The organism is Protofrankia sp. CiP1_Cm_nod3 (assembly GCF_982290655.1).
Genome location: NZ_CEVIVD010000252.1, coordinates 1 through 3,801, shown reverse-complemented (window position 1 = coordinate 3,801; position 3,801 = coordinate 1). Strand labels below are relative to the sequence as shown.

At 72.5% G+C, this 3,801-nt stretch carries 3 protein-coding genes; all 3 read left to right on the top strand.

What is annotated here, in order from left to right; genetic code table 11:
* The first annotated feature begins 64 nt into the window (after window positions 1–64).
* On the top strand, window positions 65–1,696 hold the full coding sequence (locus AC5LUJ_RS23770; RefSeq protein WP_250286852.1) for a leucyl aminopeptidase: 1,632 nt from the start codon (window positions 65–67) through the stop codon (window positions 1,694–1,696).
* Between the two features lie 153 nt (window positions 1,697–1,849).
* Window positions 1,850–3,232: a dihydrolipoyl dehydrogenase gene (lpdA, locus tag AC5LUJ_RS23765; RefSeq protein WP_250286854.1), complete on the top strand. Its 1,383-nt coding sequence runs from the start codon at window positions 1,850–1,852 to the stop codon at window positions 3,230–3,232.
* A gap of 280 nt (window positions 3,233–3,512) precedes the next feature.
* On the top strand, window positions 3,513–3,801 hold a 289-nt coding region (locus AC5LUJ_RS23760), incomplete at its 3' end, for a biotin/lipoyl-containing protein (RefSeq protein WP_493465826.1).

Here is a 3,801-nt window from a genome sequence, read left to right as displayed (position 1 = left end):
CTGTGGGACGGTGTGGAGGACCCGGCTCTGCATCGTCCTGTGGTGTGTTCCGTAGTCTCTCGGCATGACCGTGACTGCCGTGACAACCTCATCCGTGCTGGATCTTGATGCTGACGCGCTGGTGATCGGTGTCGCGACGGGCAAGGACGGTCCCATCCCGCTCGGTGGCACCGAGGAGCTGGACATGGCACTCGGTGGCCGGCTCGCGACGGTCCTCGCCGACCTGGGGGCCACCGGCAAGGCCGGTGACCTGGTCCGGTTCGCGACTCTGGGGACCCTGCGCATCCCGACGGTGCTCGCGGTCGGCGTCGGCGCGCCGCCGGCACAGCCGCCGGCGGCGGGCACATCACCAGCGGATACGGGCGCGGACGAGGGCACCGGGGCGGCTGCGGACGCGGCGGCGGCCGACGGCGGCATCGGCCATGAGACGCTGCGCCGCGCGGCCGGGGCGGCCATGCGCGCGCTCGCCGGCACCAGCCGGGTGGCCACCACCCTCGCCCTCGTCGCCGGCACCCCCGGGCCGGCGCGGCTGCGCGCCGTGGCCGAGGGATCGCTGCTCGGCGCCTACGCCTTCCGGGAGTTCCGGGCCACGTCCGCGGACGACCACCGTCTGCCCGTGAGCGAAATCACATTCGTGGTGGACGACGTGTCCCAGGCCGCCGCCGACGACGCGGTGCGCCGGGCCGGCGTCGCGGTGGAGTCCGTGGCGCTCGTCCGCGACCTCGTCAACACCCCGCCCGGGCATCTGCCGCCGGCGACGTTCGCCGAGATCGCGGCCCGGCGCGCGGGCGAGGTGGGCGTCACCGTCGACGTGCTCGACGAGCGGGCGCTGGCCGACGGCGGGTTCGGCGGCATCCTCGGGGTGGGCCAGGGCTCGGTGAACCCGCCCCGCCTCGTCCGCCTGGAGTGGCGCCCGGCCGGTTCGCCGGCCGCCGAGCGGCCCGCGCTCACCCTCGTCGGCAAGGGCATCACGTTCGACTCGGGCGGCCTGTCGCTGAAGCCCGCGGGCGCGATGGAGTGGATGAAGACCGACATGGCGGGGGCCGCCTCGGTGCTCGCGACGCTCGTCGCGGCGGCCCGGCTGAACCTGCCGGTCCGCCTCGTCGGCTGGCTGCCGCTGGCGGAGAACATGCCCTCGGGCGGGGCGATCCGGCCGGGCGACGTCCTGGCCCTGCGCGGCGGCACCCGGGTGGAGGTGCTCAACACCGACGCGGAGGGACGCCTGGTCCTCGGTGACGCCCTCGCCCGCGCCGCCGAGGAGTCCCCCGCCCTGATCGTGGACGTCGCCACGCTCACCGGCGCGCAGATCGTCGCCCTGGGGCAGCGCACCGCCGGGGTGATGGGCCGCGGCGGCGGGGTCGACCGGGTCGTCGCGGCCGCCCGCGACAGCGGCGAGGCGGTGTGGCCGATGCCACTGCCGCCGGAGCTGCGCAAGGTGCTCGACTCGGCCGTCGCCGACCTGGCCAACGTCGCCGGTGGCGGCGGCCGGGAGGGCGGCATGCTCGTCGCCGCCCACTTCCTGAGCACCTTCGTGCCCGAGGACGTCCCCTGGGCGCACATCGACATCGCCGGGCCGTCCTGGAACGGCGGCGAACCGTACGGGCACACCCCCAGGGGCGGCACCGGGGTGATCGTCCGGACCCTGCTCCAACTCGCCGAGAACGTTGCCGGCAACCAGCGGCCGGACGTCCGGTGAACCAACTACCAGCGGGTAACGGGCACCGCACGGAAGTAGCCCGATGAAATACCGGCGTCATGCACCACAGTCGCGGCGGACCTCCGACGCCGCACTGAGGTGACATGAAAGACTGAACGCATCCTAACCAGTCAACGAGAAGGGACACCTGGCGTGGTGGACTCTGCGGCGGGTCCCGTCGACCTGGTCATCCTCGGCGGCGGCAGTGGCGGTTACGCGACGGCTCTGCGTGCCGCGGAGCTCGGCCTGACCGTTTCTCTGATCGAGAAGGACAAGCTGGGGGGAACGTGCCTGCATCGCGGGTGCATTCCGACCAAGGCGCTGCTGCACGCGGCGGAGGTCGCGGACAATATTCACGAAAGCGGTAGTTTCGGGATTCTGTCGACCTTCGAGGGAATCGACATCGCGAAGGTCAACTCCTACAAGGACTCGGTGGTCAGCAAGCTTTACCGCGGGCTGACCGGCCTGGTGAACACCCGTGGCATCGAGTTCGTCGAGGGCTACGGACGACTCGTGTCACCAACATCCGTCGCCGTGGGCGACAGGGTAGTCACCGGACGCCACGTCGTGCTGGCGACCGGGTCGCAGTCGAAGTCGCTGCCGGGCCTGGAGGTCGACCACCACCAGGTGATCACCAGCGACGACGCCCTCCGGCTCGACCGGGTGCCGGCATCCGCCGTGGTGCTCGGCGCCGGCGCGATCGGCTGCGAGTTCGCCTCGGTGTGGCGCTCCTTCGGCGCCGAGGTGACCATCGTCGAGGCCCTGCCCCACCTGGTGCCGCTGGAGGAGGAGTCCAGCTCCAAGCTGCTGGAGCGGGCCTTCCGCCGGCGCGGCATCAAGCAGCACCTCGGCGCCCGGTTCGCCGGTGTGAAGACCACCGACGAGGGTGTCACGGTGGCCCTCGAGGACGGCACGACCATCGAGGCCGAGCTGCTGCTGGTGGCGGTCGGGCGCGGGCCGGTGTCGGAGGGGCTGGGCTACGAGGAGGTCGGCATCGCGACGGACCGCGGGTACGTCCTCGTCGACCACCAGCTGCGCACCAACGTGCCGACCGTCTCCGCCATCGGCGACCTGCGCCCCGGCCTCCAGCTCGCCCACGTCGGCTTCGCCGAGGGGATCTTCCTCGCCGAGAGCCTGGCCGGGCTGGACCCGGCGCCGGTCGACTACGACAACATCCCGCGGGTCACCTACTCGCACCCCGAGGTGGCCTCGGTCGGTCTGACCTCGGCCGCGGCGGAGCAGCGGTACGGGGACATCGTCACCCAGACCTATGACCTGGCGGGCAACGGCAAGGCGCAGATCCTGCAGACCGCCGGCGCGGTGACGCTCGTGGCCGTGCCCGACGGCCCGGTGGTGGGCGTCCACATCGTCGGCGACCGGGCTGGCGAGCTGATCGCCGAAGCCCAGCTGATCACCAGCTGGGAGGCGCTGCCCGCCGAGGTGGCCCAGCTCATCCACCCGCACCCGACGTTGTCCGAGTCCATCGGTGAGGCGCATCTGGCGCTGGCCGGCAAGCCGCTGCACTCCCACAACTGACAGTCAGCACAGTCAACCGACCGATCGGGGGCCACGGATGCGCGACGCCGGCCACCGCCGCACACCCCCCGCCCCACTGGTAGTCACCAGGGCCCGCGGGTACACGACAGACACCATGATCGTGTACCCGCCCGCCCACCAGCCATCAGGGCCTGCGATGACGCGGCGGCAGGTGCCCGCCGCGTCATCGCAGGCCCTCCGAGTCGCCCCGCACCCATCGCGTTCGTAGCCGTTGCCCGTCGTCCACGGTCGGTCGGACGCCGCAAAGGAGCCCTACCCCATGTCTGTGTCCGTCACGATGCCCCGTCTGGGTGAGAGCGTGTCCGAGGGCACCGTCACCCGCTGGCTGAAGAAGGAAGGCGAGCGCGTCGAGGCCGACGAGCCGCTCCTCGAGGTCAGTACGGACAAGGTCGACACCGAGATCCCCGCACCCGCGTCCGGCGTGATCAGTGCCATCCGGGTGGCCGAGGACGAAACGGTCGAGGTCGGCGTCGAACTCGCCGTCATCGACGAGGGCGGCACGGCGGTGGCCGCCGCTCCGGCGGCCACCGCCGCACCCGCACCCGCCC